The organism is Lysinibacillus sp. SGAir0095 (assembly GCF_005491425.1).
Classification (GTDB): Bacteria; Bacillota; Bacilli; order Bacillales_A; family Planococcaceae; genus Ureibacillus.
This window is the reverse complement of the sequence record NZ_CP028083.1, coordinates 1,926,145-1,939,770: the sequence shown is the minus strand read 5'-3', so window position 1 is coordinate 1,939,770 and position 13,626 is coordinate 1,926,145. Positions and strand designations below refer to the sequence as shown.

13 protein-coding genes are annotated in these 13,626 nt (G+C 34.0%); 4 read left to right on the top strand and 9 right to left on the bottom strand.

What is annotated here, in order from left to right; translation table 11 throughout:
* Positions 1-56: 56 nt before the first annotated feature.
* The gene (gene deoD, locus C1N55_RS09520; protein ID WP_137728607.1) at positions 57-761 is read right to left on the bottom strand and encodes a purine-nucleoside phosphorylase; all 705 of its coding nucleotides are present in this window, start codon (positions 759-761) and stop codon (positions 57-59) included.
* A gap of 122 nt (positions 762-883) precedes the next feature.
* Positions 884-1,102 (bottom strand): YozE family protein, encoded by a 219-nt coding sequence (locus tag C1N55_RS09515; protein WP_137728606.1) that lies wholly within the window; start codon positions 1,100-1,102, stop codon positions 884-886.
* A gap of 122 nt (positions 1,103-1,224) precedes the next feature.
* Between C1N55_RS09515 and C1N55_RS09510 the strand changes: the two genes are divergently transcribed.
* From C1N55_RS09510 to C1N55_RS09495, 4 genes are all read left to right on the top strand, one after another.
* Positions 1,225-2,358 carry an endospore germination permease gene (locus tag C1N55_RS09510; RefSeq protein ID WP_137728605.1) on the top strand — a complete coding sequence of 378 codons (1,134 nt, stop codon included), beginning with the start codon at positions 1,225-1,227 and terminating at the stop codon, positions 2,356-2,358.
* Positions 2,359-3,819 (top strand): spore germination protein, encoded by a 1,461-nt coding sequence (locus C1N55_RS09505; RefSeq protein ID WP_137728604.1) that lies wholly within the window; start codon positions 2,359-2,361, stop codon positions 3,817-3,819. It begins immediately after the preceding gene.
* Positions 3,816-4,961 carry a Ger(x)C family spore germination protein gene (locus C1N55_RS09500; RefSeq protein WP_137728603.1) on the top strand — a complete coding sequence of 382 codons (1,146 nt, stop codon included), beginning with the start codon at positions 3,816-3,818 and terminating at the stop codon, positions 4,959-4,961. The genes C1N55_RS09505 and C1N55_RS09500 overlap by 4 nt, the downstream gene beginning before the upstream one ends.
* Before the next feature lie 297 nt (positions 4,962-5,258).
* Positions 5,259-6,617, top strand: a complete 1,359-nt coding sequence (locus tag C1N55_RS09495) for an IS1182 family transposase (protein WP_137727085.1) — start codon at positions 5,259-5,261, stop codon at positions 6,615-6,617.
* Between the two features lie 153 nt (positions 6,618-6,770).
* Here the strand turns inward: C1N55_RS09495 and msrB are convergent, their stop codons facing one another.
* The 7 genes from msrB to C1N55_RS09460 all read right to left on the bottom strand — a co-directional run bounded on the left by msrB (position 6,771) and on the right by C1N55_RS09460 (position 13,445).
* Positions 6,771-7,199, bottom strand: coding sequence for a peptide-methionine (R)-S-oxide reductase MsrB (msrB, locus tag C1N55_RS09490; protein WP_137728602.1), 429 nt, complete (start codon positions 7,197-7,199; stop codon positions 6,771-6,773).
* 2 nt (positions 7,200-7,201) lie between these two features.
* Positions 7,202-7,726, bottom strand: a complete 525-nt coding sequence (msrA, locus tag C1N55_RS09485; RefSeq protein WP_137728601.1) for a peptide-methionine (S)-S-oxide reductase MsrA — start codon at positions 7,724-7,726, stop codon at positions 7,202-7,204.
* Positions 7,727-7,737: 11 nt separating this feature from the next.
* Complete coding sequence (locus C1N55_RS09480; protein ID WP_168193834.1) at positions 7,738-8,316, bottom strand: YpmS family protein; 579 nt, start codon at positions 8,314-8,316, stop codon at positions 7,738-7,740.
* Positions 8,317-8,417: 101 nt separating this feature from the next.
* Positions 8,418-9,377, bottom strand: coding sequence for a GDSL-type esterase/lipase family protein (locus tag C1N55_RS09475; protein WP_137728599.1), 960 nt, complete (start codon positions 9,375-9,377; stop codon positions 8,418-8,420).
* Between the two features lie 366 nt (positions 9,378-9,743).
* Positions 9,744-10,910, bottom strand: a complete 1,167-nt coding sequence (locus tag C1N55_RS09470) for a Ger(x)C family spore germination protein (RefSeq protein WP_137728598.1) — start codon at positions 10,908-10,910, stop codon at positions 9,744-9,746.
* Positions 10,907-12,352, bottom strand: a complete 1,446-nt coding sequence (locus C1N55_RS09465; protein WP_137730604.1) for a spore germination protein — start codon at positions 12,350-12,352, stop codon at positions 10,907-10,909. The genes C1N55_RS09470 and C1N55_RS09465 overlap by 4 nt, the downstream gene beginning before the upstream one ends.
* Positions 12,345-13,445: an endospore germination permease gene (locus C1N55_RS09460; RefSeq protein ID WP_137728597.1), complete on the bottom strand. Its 1,101-nt coding sequence runs from the start codon at positions 13,443-13,445 to the stop codon at positions 12,345-12,347. The genes C1N55_RS09465 and C1N55_RS09460 overlap by 8 nt, the downstream gene beginning before the upstream one ends.
* Positions 13,446-13,626: the final 181 nt, after the last annotated feature.

Sequence of the window (13,626 nt, the reverse complement as noted above, 5' to 3'; positions counted from 1 at the left end):
GGCTGTCATTAAATAGACAGCCTTACGAAAAAAATATGCAAAGCATTTGCTATACATTACTCTTGAATTGCAGCTTCCAATGCAACAACCATCATATCATTGAATGTTGTTTGACGTTCTTCAGAAGAAGTAGCTTCACCTGTAATAATATGGTCTGAAACCGTTAATACAGATAATGCTTTACGTCCAAATTTAGCGGCAAGTGTATAAAGAGCAGCAGACTCCATTTCAACTGCTAAAACTCCATAACGAGCTAATTTTTCATTTTGATTTTCTTCTGAATAGAACATATCAGCAGTAAAGATATTCCCTACTTTTATATTCAAGCCAGCTGCAACACCTGCGTTATATGCTTTCAATAATAAATCAAAGTCAGCTGTTGGTGCGAAATCAATACCGTTAAAGATAATCTCATTCATTTTAGAATCCGTTGAAGCAGCTTGTGCGATAATTACGTCACGAACTTTTACATCTTTTTGGATTGCTCCACAAGTTCCTACGCGGATTAATTTTTGTACCCCGTATTCTTGCATTAACTCCGTTGCGTAAATTGAAATTGATGGTACACCCATTCCTGATCCTTGAACAGAAACACGTTTTCCTTTATATGTACCAGTATATCCAAACATATTACGAACTTCATTATAACATGTTACATCTTCTAAGAACGTCTCAGCTATATATTTTGCACGCAATGGATCTCCAGGTAATAAAATAGTTTCTGCGATGTCACCTTGTTTAGCATTAATATGGATACTCATTAGCAATCCCTCTTTCCAAAATTATCTCATCTTAAAATATACTTGCTTTTCTAGCATTGTGCAATGATTTACCTTTTAATACACATTTTGCCCTAGTAATATATCAAAGAATTGGAAGTACCTCAATATTTTACTTCATACAAATCCCAAAGTTCATCAAAAGTTTGAGTTGACAGATTATCATCGGCAATCATTTCAATATACCTTGAAATTTCCTCAAAAGAGGTACTAGTTTTAGGAAAACTATGATCCAAAAATGCTGTTTCTGCGAATCTAGTTTTAGGATCATTAATATCCCCTCCCCTATAAGAAAGAATATATAAATAAAAGCTCTGCTTCATCTGGGCACCCCTTAAACATTTTTTATCAATATTAACTATTTGTTATCTATTATTTAATCTTATAATTTCCATACAATTTGTCAAAGCTTTATCTAACAAATCATGTGTTAGAAGGAAAAGATATGCATAAAATCGGACAAATCGGCATCTTACATGTCATTTTTTTAGTAATGACTTTTATCGGATTAAAAAATCACGTAACAATATTACCACCCATTCTGGATCATGTAAAAAGAGACGGGTGGATGTCTGTAATACTTGCAGCAATACTTATGTTTCCTTGGTTATTTTTAGTTCTCTTTATCCATAATAAAACAAAGCAGCAACCCTTAAAAGAATGGCTAATGCAAAAAATTGGGAAGTTCGGGAGCTCCATACTTTTATATAGTGTTGTAGTGTTGATATTTATAATTGCAGCTTTTTCTATGCGTGAAACTTTACTATGGATGAATGCTACTTTCTTGGCCAAAACTCCTGAATTAGCTCTTCTAATCGTTTATGTCATTCTTTGTTTTTTATTAATCTCGACCAATATGACGACAATCGTAATTGTTAATACTTTTGTATTATTATTTGTAGTGATTTTCGGATTCTACGTAGCAATTGTCAATATCCAGGTCAAGGATTATAGTCTAATACAACCTTTTTTGGAACATGGTATTAGTCCTGTAATGAAAGGATTTGTTTATCCCGCCTCAGGATTTATAGAAATATTTTTATTATTATTCATTCAACATCATTTCAAAAGCAAGCTTACATGGTACCATCTTGCCATTATGCTGTTCATTTTAACTGGGCTTACTCTAGGTCCACTTTTAGGGGCAATTGTAGAATTTGGTCCGGAGGAGGCCGCAAGACAGAGATATCCCGCTTACGAAGAATGGGGATTAGTTACACTTGGACGTTTTATTGAGCATATGGATTTCCTATCGATCTATCAATGGCTAACGGGCACATTCATTCGTGTTAGTTTATTGTTATTTATCGCTAGCGATATATTAAATTTTACTGGACAAAGGAAGAAGATTTGGAATTTTATGTTTTTCCCCTTTTTATTTATATGCTTAATAGTGATTAGTTTGGAAAATAGTTTGTTTATACATTTAAACGGAAACGAAATGTTGATTATTACCTTTTTGTTCTTTTTCTCATTATCCCTTCTTTTAGGAATAATAGCTCTAGTCCCTAATAGAAACAAAAATAAAAATGCACAACGTCCACAGAAAAATAAAAATAAAGAAAGTAGTGAAAGTTAGATGAAGATAAGTGGACATCAAGAAATAGACATAACTACACTAAAGGATCTCTTTCACAAATCAGCTGATATTATTTTTAAAGAATTCAACTTTAATCAATCGCATGTAGTTTTTATTAAATGTGATTCAATGGTGGACCAACAAATGCTTTACACTATCGTATTACCTAATATAGAAAGTCTATTTAATGATACCAATCCCACTCAAATCATTGATCAAATGATTGAGCAATTGCCTATTCCAGAAATACAAAAGCTAACGAATCAAGATGACATCATTTCAAAAGTATATAGTGGCAATATATTAATTTTTTTTAAGGAATCCAAATTACTTTATTCATGTAACATATCTCGAAAACCTAACCGGACACCCGAGGAAACTAATATGGAAGTTTTGATAAAGGGTCCTCGTGACAACTTTATCGAAGATTTATCTACGAATATTGCGCTAATTCGAAAACGTTTACCTACAAATTCCCTTTGTGTTGAAAAATTCAATATAGGAAAACGATCAAAAACTGACGTAGCCATCATGTATATGGATGATATTGCGAATAAGAATATATTAACAGAGTTAAAGAAGCAATTTGAAAAAATTGATACAGACATTGTTATTGGCGCAGAAGCATTAATGGAATTTATTAATAAAAAAAACTGGGTCATGCCATCCACAAACTCAACTGGAAGACCAGATTTTGCCATACAATCATTAATTAGGGGGAGGTTTATCATTATCGTTGATGGTACACCCTACGCAGTCATAACACCTATAAACTTTTTCTATTTACTTAAAACATCTGAAGATAATGAAAACACAATTATTTTTAGCTCTTTCGAAAGAATGTTAAGATTGCTAGGCGTTATATTAGGTATTGCGCTACCTGCTTTTTGGTTGGCATTAACACTATTTCATCAAGACCAGCTACCTCTTCAATTACTTGCAACTGTAGTAATTGCCAATAGAGGCTTGCCTTTTCCTGCTGTGTTAGAGATGTTAATTTTATTGGTAATTTTTGAATTATTCCGTGAAGCTGGTTTAAGAATGCCTTCAAAAATTGGTACAACAGTGGGTGTAGTTGGTGGTTTAATTATTGGCGATGCAGCAATTCGCGCAGGTATTACTAGCCCTGCAATGGTTGTTGTTATTGCATTATCAACTATAGCCTCCTATTCGATTGTAAACCAATCACTTGTCACTATGGTTGTAATGATTAGAATATCATTTATATTAGTGACGTCCCTGTTTGGATTATTTGGATTCTTTGTTTGTTTTTACTTGCTCCTCCTATATATCGCTAATATTCGTATTTTCGGAACTCCTTATTTGGATATTACAGCTGACTTAAGTTGGCAAAGCATTAAAAAAGCACTTTTTAGGCAATCACAACCAAAATACTCAGAACGTCCTAATATGCTTGATCCACAAGATGACTCAAGAAACAATAATGAGGATAACAAATGAAAAAAATTAATTTAATATTCCTAGTTGGCTTCCTCTTCATTTTATCTGGCTGCTGGGACTTAAATGAAAATGAGAGAATGTATTATGCACATGGAGCAGCTATTGATTATAATGAAGGCTTTTACGAGGTCTATGTTCAAATCATAAGCTTTTCAAATGTAGCCAAATCTGAACAAGTAAATCAAGATGTGATTCAATCTGAAGTAAATTCTTTCAGAGGGATAACCCTTAGTGAAGCTTTTGGAAATCTTTATAATTCTATTGATGAAGAGGTATATTGGGGGCACTTTTCTTTTTTGATTTTAAGTGAAAATACTTTAAAAGATAGTAGGTTAAATCCCGTCATCAATGATATTACAAGATTTATCGATACGCGATACAATACGTGGGTCTATTCAACAGATGAGCCTTTATCAGAGTTTCTTACTACAGTTCCTTTGTTAAGACGTTCTATAACCCTAACTAGATTGGCTGACCCATTAAATTCATTTAAACAACAATCCTTCATCGAACCAGTGACTGTTCGAAAACTTATCATCTCGTTAAATGACCCACCTCAAGTAGAAAATATACCCTATATTCGACTAAAGATGGATTGGGATAACCAAAAGAAGCCAAGTAAAAGTATTGAGACAGCTGGGGTTGGTATCTTGTCTACAACAGATTTTAAGGGATTTATAAAGGAGAAGGATGCAGAAGGGCTAAAATGGTTAAGCAACAAAACAATTTCCGCACGAGTTACTTCGACTTTAGAGAATAATAAATACTTTTCGAGTACTGTTAAAAACCTAGAAGCTAAAATCGAACCAATAGTAAATGGAAGTAATATACAATTCGATATCAATATCTCTATCACAGCTGGATTAGACAATTTTACTGGAAACTTAACACCAGAAGATATCGAAAAAGGTATTGTTAAACAAATCAAAAAAGAAATTAAAGATACATTCAAAATTGGTCTGGAAAAAGATGTGGATATTTATCGACTGACAGAGGTCCTTTATCGAAAACATGTTAAGGTGTATAAGAAGCTTGAAAAGGATGGAAAAGTGAAGTTAACAGATGATTCAATTAGAAACATTAACATTGATGTTCAAAAAATTGATACAGGTAGAAAATCCTTTGAAGATACGATTAAATAATATTATTGAATATTAGGGGACAGAAAAAAGGTGGGGTTTCCCCACCTTTCAGACTGTAGACAAACTCGAATTTTCGAGTTTGCCTACAGTCTTTTTTCTTATAAAATATAGATTAGATAATTGCTTTTGAAAATAGAGTTAGTTGATTTCCGTTTCGGCGGAAGCTTTCCGCGGGCGTGGCCCAATCCTCCTCGTCGCTGTGCTCCTGCGGGGTATCGGCCGTCACGCTTGTCCCGCAGGAGTCACCGCCTACACTACAATCAACTAGTTTCTAAATATAGGTTGAGGTGATTGGATATGATGTCGAAAAATCAAATAAATGAACGGGATCAAATTGAGATGATTACAATTGAACAACTTGTACCACAGAATCATCTTGTCAGAAAGCTTGAGTCAGCTATTGATTTTTCTTTCATCTATCCACTGGTAGAACCACTGTATTCTACCCTAGGTAGACCTAGTGTAGATCCAGTTGTATTAATTAAAATGACATTTGTGCAATATGTATTTGGAATTCGTTCAATGCGTCAGACAATAAAAGAAATTGAAACCAATATGGCATATCGCTGGTTTTTAGGGTTTGGCTTTCATTCAGAAATCCCGCACTTTTCTACCTTCGGTAAAAATTATGAACGTCGATTCCAAGATACTGATATCTTTGAACAGATTTTCTATCGTATTCTTAAAGAAATTGCAGATAAGGGATTACTAAGTGCTGACCATGTCTTCATCGATTCAACTCATGTAAAAGCCAGTGCGAATAAACGTAAATTCGAAAAGAAGATTGTCCGTAAAGAGACTCGTGCATATGAAGCCAAACTTCAAGAAGAATTGAATCAAGATCGTATCGATCACGGGAAGAAGCCATTTCCACCTGATAAATTTGAAAAAGAAGAAGTGAAGGAAATTAAGCAAAGTACGACAGATCCTGAAAGTGGATACTATGTAAAAGATGAAAGAACCAAACAGTTTGCTTATTCATTCCATGCTGCAGCTGATCGGTATGGATTTATACTTGGATCGATTGTGACACCTGGGAATGTTCATGATAGTCATATGCTTCAGCCACTTGTTGAAAAGATTATGGATAAAGTGAAGAAGCCACTTGCTGTTGCTGCCGATGCTGCTTATAAAACTCCTGCGATTACTAAATTCTTATTTGACCAAGAGATTCAACCTGCACTCCCTTATACACGTCCAAAAACGAAGGATGGATTTTTACGGAAACACGATTATGTATATGACGAGTACTATGATTGCTACCTTTGTCCGGAAGGGCAAGTTCTTAAATATTCGACTACCACTAAAGAAGGTAAACGCCAGTACAAATCAAACCCTTCTCAATGTGCAACCTGTCCTTTGCTTACTCAATGTACGAATAGTAAAGATCACCGGAAAATCATTGAGCGTCATATTTGGGCAGAATATGTAGAGGAAGCGGATCATCTTCGTCATCAAAACGAGACCAAACAAATATATGCGAGACGTAAAGAGACGATTGAACGTGTCTTTGCGGATGCGAAAGAGAAGCATGGTATGCGCTGGACAACCCTACGAGGGATTAAAAAATTGTCCATGCAGGCGATGCTTACTTTTGCTGCCATGAATTTAAAGAAGCTTGCCAATTGGACATGGCAAGCTCCAGAAATGGTCTAAATTATAATACTCGAAGAGTACTTTTGACTAAAATCGGACTAAAAAATACCCAAAAGAATCTCAAAAAATACAAAAGGCTTCCAGAATGTGACCATTCTGAAGGCCTTTTGTCGACAATCTGAAAGGTGGGGTTTCCCCACCTTTTTCTTATCCTTACTTAAATAATTGTAAATACTCTCCGTAGCCTTCTTCTTCTAATTTATCTTTTGGTACAAAGCGAAGTGAAGCCGAGTTAATACAATAGCGCAAACCACCTAATTCACGAGGACCATCTGGGAATACATGTCCTAAATGTGAATCTGCCGTTTTACTTCTTACTTCCACTCTTCTCATCCCATGGGAAGTATCAAAATGCTCTGTTACTTCTTCTGCTTCAACAGGTTTTGCAAAGCTTGGCCATCCACAACCAGCGTCAAATTTATCTTTTGAACTGAATAAAGGCATACCAGATACGATATCTACATAGATGCCTTCATCAAAATGCTGGTCGTATTCATTTTGGTATGGCGGCTCAGTACCTTGTTTTTGTGTTACATAATATTGCATTTCCGTTAATTGCTTTAATCTTTCTTCCTTTGTCATTACTATCTCCCCCAATGTTGTTGAATAAAAGCCGCTCTTCCTGAACCAATTTGATAGCGTTCATAGTGCATTGGATTTTTCTTATAATACTGTTGATGATATTCTTCTGCTGGATAAAACGCTTTCGCAGGTAGAATCTTTACAGCTATAGGTTTTTTAAACTTTTCCGATTGTTCAAGACGCATCTTTGACTCTTCAGCAATCTTTTTTTGTTCATCATTATGATAGAAAATAGCAGTGGTATAAGATTCTCCGCGATCATAAAATTGACCACCGGCATCTGTTGGATCAATTAGAGTCCAATATGTCTCCACTAATTTTTCATATGGGTAAACATCCGAATCGAAAGTAATTTGTACTGCTTCTAGATGACCAGTTGTTTCAGAACATACCTGTTGATAGGTAGGATTTTCAACTTGTCCACCTGTGTAGCCTGAAATCACATCTTCAATACCTGGTTGTTCATCAAATGGTTTAACCATACACCAAAAACAACCGCCAGCGAATGTCGCGATTTGCTTACTCATCATTTATCCCCCTATTTGTTTGGTACAATAACCTCTAAAAGAATTCGATTATTTTCTAAGTCAATCTCCTTTGCCCTCACCTTTGCACCGTCCATGACCTTTACTTCAGATAAATCAACATAGACTTCTTCATCATTTGGTCTGACAACAATCCACTCCGGGAAATCAACGGCATCATTCATTAATTTCAACACTGTGACGGGCTCTAAATTAATTTTACCAACATTAACGGAATTTTGCTTCAACTGAATATTTCCTTCCTCCGTTACAATCGGGTCAAATTCCATTGCAAATGGAACCGTAACGCCAAAAGCTGTCAGTTCACTATTCAATTTTATTGTTTTATCAACCACGATATCGAGCGGGAGTGGGCTGTTTGCTAGTTCGCTTTCTAAATATCTCAAAGCAATTTTTTCGATATCGTCAGCTGTTGCTTCTACCAGTAGTACACTATCCGTTGGATCAACAGTAACGTTTTTCCCATCAATTTGAACATCTTCCGAAGGAGAAGTCGCCAAATAAAAAATAATTGTAATAAAGAGTATAATGGCACCTGTTAAAGTAAAAAAGGCGACTTTCCATTTATTCATTAGCATTCACTCCTTAAATCTATTCCCATATATCATTATGTACCCGTCATCCAATATTCCAATCATGTACAAAGGAAAGGTTAATCTTTTGAAAACTTTTTTTAATCAGAAAAGATTAACCCGCTAGTAGAATCTTCTATGTGACACGCTTTCATCATGGATATAATTCGTTCTGTCATAATTGTATACCCATAACCATTCGGATGGAAGAAATCTGAATGATAGACCAAATTTGCGTTCTCATCGAACAAATCTTGGATGTCCACAAAGCATGCATTTTGATATTTACTAGAAGTTGTTTCTATTGTATCATTCCATTCCGTGATAATAGATTCGAATTCAGTAATCTCATCTGTTATTACTGAAAAAGGATTATACAAACCAACGACAATTATTGGCACTTCTGGGTTTTCTACACGAATTTCTGCTAAAATCTGGTTATAGCGTTTTTTAAATTCTTCTAATTCTTTATCAAAAACTTCCCTTTTCAGTTCAAATAAATCTTTTTTAACTACTTTCATAATATCATTTCCACCGATAGTAAGGGTAATTAGTTCTGCATTTTTCAATTCATAATCGTAGTGACCTTTTTTTACGAGATCCAATAACTGGTCACTTCTACGACCTCGTTTCCCTCTATTATCTAAGATGACTTCTGAAACATCCGTCGATTGAACGATTTTCTCCACTAATCTTTTAGTATACCCATTTTTTTGCTCCTCATCGCCAATACCTCTAGTTAATGAGTCTCCAAGTGCTAAATAGTATAATTTGGATGTATCCGCTTTTATTTCTTCCGGTGGGACCAACTGCAATTCGTTCAATAATTGCTCTTCAATCGATTCTTGGAATGCTGTAGTTAATGTCAGTTCTTCATCAAATGATTCTTTTGAATCTTCTACTGGATGTACTGATTCAGTTTCTTTCTGTTCTTTCTCTGCTCTTTCTGCAATTTCTTCTTCGGAATCTGTAGCTTCAATAGCTTCGCTGACTTCAATGGATTCGATTTTTATAGCGTGCATGGCTAAATCATTTTCTTGTTTTTCTTTAACTAATTTCATGCAACCCAAAAGTAAAATACAACAACAAACAAAAATGATTGTTTTTCGTTTCAGAATGCTTTACTCCCTTCATAATTATTTCAAAAATTAGATTAATCTAAGTAATTCCATTTTTAATTTGAGCAAATGCTCGGTATAGTATGTAAAAACTCTTTTGAAACGGGAATATCTTATTTATGGTATATGGATAAATTATTATCTCATAGTCAATATACGAATTTCCCTTTCAATCTGTTAAATTTTAATCCTTCAGATCATAAAACTGCGTATTGCTTTATGTCAAATTAATTAACATATTAAGAAAGCCAATCGGAATGAAAACGAATGGCTTTCTTACTGTTAGAATAATCTTTAATTCTTGTATGGCTATTCCAATTCTTCAGATTTCTCCGCATCATATTTATAGCTATTAAAGTGAAAAATATTTACACTAACGTTCACATGCTGTAATGAGTTCTCATCTAAATAAAATGCGTAAGAATTTTTTAGTTCACGGTATTTCCCGGGTTTTTTTCTATACCAATTTTCACCAACATTTAATATATCCATTTTATGTTCTATTCCTTTTTGGTAAAGACCTTGGATGTCTTCTTTTATGTCATCTTCAATTAGTTTGGTTAATTCCTCTATTTTCACCTCAGCGAGTTCTTCCAATAAATTGACATTGACGGACAGATCTATTGTAAACTCCGGATACTCAGTTCCTTTCGTATAATGAAACTTAAGCTTTGGATTTAGGAATTCTACAGTGGCTAATAACTCATCTCCCTTTTCTATTTTTCGATTCAGTACAACCCTATTATCTAGCAACCAATTAAGGAATATTGCATCATGAAACGGAAGATGGCTCATATGTTTTCGATTTTGGAAAATTTCATAGCCATCAAAGTAAAGTGAAGGATATTTTCCATCAGAGGTCCAATGTGTGTCATCAATTTTTACTGAAGGCATTTTGGCTACACCCATTGGTTCATAGTAAGATTTTAAAAACTCCATTAATGTTATTGGTCTTATCTCATCTCTTGCAACCTCAGAAGCATAATTTTTGAAAAGAATTGTATAAAGCGTTGGATAGTTAAATAAAGCCTCCACTCTAAAAATATCTTCTATATTATCTTTAGTGGACACTACTTGAATAGTAGAGCGTAGAGAACGATTCCTACCAATTTCTTCAACAACTTCAATATTTCGATGAGTGACAATTTCTTGACTAAGAACAAGTGCATTTACATGACCAAAAAATAAATATGGCTCCGTCTTACTATAAAGTTTACTTACTGCTATATTCAAAGATTCGCCAGTAGCTTTCCCTACAAAGACAGGCACTTTGTCAGTAGGTCTTGTACTTTCTTGCTTGGCAACATTCGAAAAATTCAGTGCTTGAAGGTAAACTGTATATTCATCTTTTTCCTGATTATAATCCATTCCTATAGCTACTATATAAGTGATGTCTTGAATATTTTTCAACCCACTACAACTCGATAAAAAGAAGGTACTTAAAATTATTAGAAGAATAAGAGTGAAATGTTTCATTCATCTTTGCTCCTTGTTGAATCTTTCGGGTTTGTTGTACTAGTTCTTGACTTGTTTTTACGACGTGGGACCATAAAAATGGACTTTAGACTTTCTTTTAAACTTATCGGAGCTAACGAAGCTAAATAGGGTGTACCAAAAGAAGTTAAAGTGGAAGTATATAAAGTTGTTAAAATAAACCCTATAATCACACCGAATAACCCAAAAAATGTCGCTAATACGACGATAAAAAATCTAATAAATGTGAAAGCAGAACTTAGCGACGGGTTAACTACAGTAAAAGAAGCGATATAAGTAACAGATACTATTACTAACAAAGATGGTGATGTAAGACCCGCTCTAATTGCTGCATCTCCTATAATTAATCCACCTAATACTGTAATACTTTGCCCAACAGCCTTAGGTAATCGAACTCCCGCTTCATTAAATAGTTCAAATAGAAAAAGCATGATAAACATTTCTAGAGGGGTAGATAACGGTATACCTAAACGGGAAACAGAAATCGTAGCTACAAGTAAATAAGGAATTTGATCAATATTGTAAGATGAAAACGCAACCCATGTGCCTGGTAAATAAATTGTAATTAAAGTTCCAAAAAGTCGTAAAACCCGTTCCATAGATACGAAAAAATAGCTAAGATATGAATCTTCAGGTGATTTTGTTTCCAACAATAAACCTATAGGTGCAAAAGCAACCGTCGGATTCCCATCAACCAAAAGAGCAAATCTACCTTGATTGAGGCCCTGAATTAAAAAATCTGGACGTCCAGTATAGGACATAGTTGGAACTATTGAGTATGGTCTATCTTGAACCATAGCCTCCAGCTCGCGAATACTTACAAGGATATCTAGTTCAACCTTCTTGAGACGTTGCTGTATCTCATTCAGGACGTTTGGGTCTATAATATCATCAATGTACATTAAAACAACCTTTGTTTTACTTCTTTTTCCAATCGTATATTTTTCTAGACATAAAGAGGAAGTATTAAGTCTTCTCCTAATTAAAGAAATATTTGTTTTTATATCTTCAACAAAGCCGTCTTGAGGTCCTCTTATAGAGGATTCCAGAGCGGACTCTTCAGGTATACGTTTCGGAAAATCCCCCATTTGAAGACTAAAAAGCAGATTGTCTATATGAAATATAATACATCCGTCAAAAAGCAAGTCTGAAAGTACCTCAACTTGATTCATACTTACATTTTCTGCGTTAAAGATGGAAGGAAATTTCTGATAGATAGGTTGATTTTCTCCATTATTTAGCTTAGGCAAGATTTCCTTGTCTAGATACTGTTCATCAACTAAACTTTCAAAATACATAAATTCAAATGAGTCAGATTCGATTTTATGTTCTTTATAAAGAAAATCCTGACTTAACTTAAACTGGCTCTTTAATCTAAGTATTTTTTCCTTTACATTATTATTTGAACTAGTGGGATTAGTCATGTTGTTCAACTCGTTTCTTAATTACAAATAAATATAGTGCAGAAAAAATTATTTGTAGAGAAAAAAATAAGAAGCATATCGGGAAATAGATGTTATAAACCATTTCCAAAAAAATATGAGATTGAACATTAACCATCATTAAAGCAAAAAATACGATGTATACACCGAAAACTACTTTAAGATTTAAACGATAGTTTTGTTTTGTAGAGGTAAAGAATGTACACAGCAGATACATATGCAGCCCTACTCGTATCAAAGCGCCACTTAACCATTGAAATAATGCAAAAAAATCCAGATGAGAAATATAGTCCCCTATACCTAATATACGCCACTGCTCATAAGCAGGATAACGAAAATTTACGGCTTCAGTTAATCCAAATTCCATTAATGCGGCTGTCAATGGACCAAATATAAGACCTGTTAAAATGGTAATGAGAATCATTAAATGTTTAAATTTAATTTGTTCCTGAACAAATGGCCGAAACAAAATAATTATATAGACTTCAAGAAGTGATGATAATACATACACCCCTCCTTTTACTATTGGAGAAAATCCACTTGAGAATATAGGAAACAATTGACTCGGATCTTTATGTGTTGTATTTATTATGGAGATTAAAATTCCCAATATCATTACAATTGGCAATAATAAACCACATGTTATCGACATATTTTTGAGTCCCACCATGGTAACCATGCAGCACGAAATACATAAAAGAATAGTAATTACTAAAATCGAATACTCAGAAAGAAAATAGGCATTTAACCAAATCAAAATGTCTCGAATTGTTACATAAGCGCTAATGAATAAATATAATATTAGCGGAATTGACAAAAAAGTCGAAAAACTCTTCCCCAAACGTTTTTTTAACAAAGAAAAAAATCCCTCTGGAGGACTATTTTTTAAAATATAATAAATTAACAATATAAATATTATTGAAACGGGATAACTGATAACGACACTTACCCAACTATCCCTTCCTGCCACACTAAGTAAACTCGGTAGAAGAATAACATGGTTGAGTAATCCCGTAGAAATAATTAGCAATAAGAGTAGCTGTCTGGGTACTAAAACTTTAACTATACTTTGCATTGAACCACCAAATTTTCACTAGGATAGTAAGTATTCTTTCCCATTACCACATTATTATTCGAAAGGATTATTTTTAAAATAATACCAGTCAAAATATTAATCATAGAATCAGTAGAGCTAAGCATGAGAAAATAGAAAAAACCGAAGGGAAATTTTATATTTCCTTCGGTTTATTGCATAA

Bases quoted from the DNA above. Each gene is read 5' to 3' on its own strand.
- C1N55_RS09465 (WP_137730604.1), bottom strand. From the start codon at position 12,352: ATGACTAATCCCACTAGTTCAAATAATAATGTAAAGGAAAAAATACTT.
- C1N55_RS09500 (WP_137728603.1), top strand. From the start codon at position 3,816: ATGAAAAAAATTAATTTAATATTCCTAGTTGGCTTCCTCTTCATTTTA.
- C1N55_RS09510 (WP_137728605.1), top strand. From the start codon at position 1,225: ATGCATAAAATCGGACAAATCGGCATCTTACATGTCATTTTTTTAGTA.
- msrA (WP_137728601.1), bottom strand. From the start codon at position 7,726: ATGAGTAAGCAAATCGCGACATTCGCTGGCGGTTGTTTTTGGTGTATG.
- deoD (WP_137728607.1), bottom strand. From the start codon at position 761: ATGAGTATCCATATTAATGCTAAACAAGGTGACATCGCAGAAACTATT.
- C1N55_RS09480 (WP_168193834.1), bottom strand. From the start codon at position 8,316: ATGAATAAATGGAAAGTCGCCTTTTTTACTTTAACAGGTGCCATTATA.
- C1N55_RS09470 (WP_137728598.1), bottom strand. From the start codon at position 10,910: ATGAAACATTTCACTCTTATTCTTCTAATAATTTTAAGTACCTTCTTT.
- msrB (WP_137728602.1), bottom strand. From the start codon at position 7,199: ATGACAAAGGAAGAAAGATTAAAGCAATTAACGGAAATGCAATATTAT.
- C1N55_RS09460 (WP_137728597.1), bottom strand. From the start codon at position 13,445: ATGCAAAGTATAGTTAAAGTTTTAGTACCCAGACAGCTACTCTTATTG.
- C1N55_RS09495 (WP_137727085.1), top strand. From the start codon at position 5,259: ATGATGTCGAAAAATCAAATAAATGAACGGGATCAAATTGAGATGATT.
- C1N55_RS09515 (WP_137728606.1), bottom strand. From the start codon at position 1,102: ATGAAGCAGAGCTTTTATTTATATATTCTTTCTTATAGGGGAGGGGAT.
- C1N55_RS09505 (WP_137728604.1), top strand. From the start codon at position 2,359: ATGAAGATAAGTGGACATCAAGAAATAGACATAACTACACTAAAGGAT.
- C1N55_RS09475 (WP_137728599.1), bottom strand. From the start codon at position 9,377: ATGAAATTAGTTAAAGAAAAACAAGAAAATGATTTAGCCATGCACGCT.